The 882-nt window shown below is 70.0% G+C and carries 1 protein-coding gene; it reads right to left on the reverse strand.

What is annotated here, in order from left to right; translation table 11 throughout:
• Positions 1 to 836: DUF222 domain-containing protein (locus tag OQ789_RS25645; RefSeq protein ID WP_324689207.1), on the reverse strand; the 836-nt coding region annotated here is incomplete at its 3' end.
• Positions 837 to 882: the final 46 nt, after the last annotated feature.

Here is an 882-nt window from a genome sequence, read left to right on the forward strand (position 1 = left end):
AACCACACCTCCGCGGTGGCCTCGCAGGTCACATAGCGGCGCTCGGCATCAGAGAGCAGCGCACCCCGATGCAAGGCGGCGGCCGGCCGGTCCACCTCCAAGTGCACCACCACCGTGGTGTGCTGCCCATGCGGGCGGCGCAGCGCCTCGGCGTCCCAGCCCGCCTCGACCAGCCGCATGAACGCCTCGGCGGCATCCGGCAACGGCGGCCGCTGATCGCCCCCACCCTCGCCGTGGTCGGCCTTCCACTGCGCGATCAACGCCTCCCGATGCGACGCCACCGCCGCATCCAACGCCGCCGCATCCAGCGGGGGCAAGGTGATCCGGTAGCAGCTGCCCCGCTCGGTGCTCGACTTGGTGAACGAACGCTGCGGCGCACACCACGGCTCGGACTCGGGGTCAGCTCGCGGCTCCAGCCTGACCGCGGTCCGCAACTGCGCCACCGTGGCCACCTCCGCCAACCGCGCGTAATGCTCATCGGAGCCCGCCGCGGCCCGCGCCGCGATCACCCCCACCTGATCGGCCGACAACCGGCCCTGCCGCATCCCCGCGACGCAACGCGGGAACTCCCCCAACCGGCCCGCGATCGCGGCGATCGTGTGCGCGTTGGCCGGTGAACAGCCCGTCTTCCACGCCACCAACGCCGGCACCGAACGCGCCCCGGTCATCCCACCCAACCCGTCACGATCGATCTCAGCCACGATCTCCACGATGCGCCCATCAATCGCATTACGCTGACCCGTCAACTCCGCCAACTCCTCAAACAACACCCCCAGACGCTCATTAGGACTCACCACCCCAGCGCCAACAGATGCCGTCGAAGAAGACACGACCACATCCTCGCAGCCACCCCCGACAAAAACCGGCCGCGCCCTCAGACGT

Origin of the sequence: Mycobacterium sp. 94-17, from assembly GCF_035617725.1 — a bacterium.
In the GTDB taxonomy this organism is placed as follows: domain Bacteria; phylum Actinomycetota; class Actinomycetes; order Mycobacteriales; family Mycobacteriaceae; genus Mycobacterium.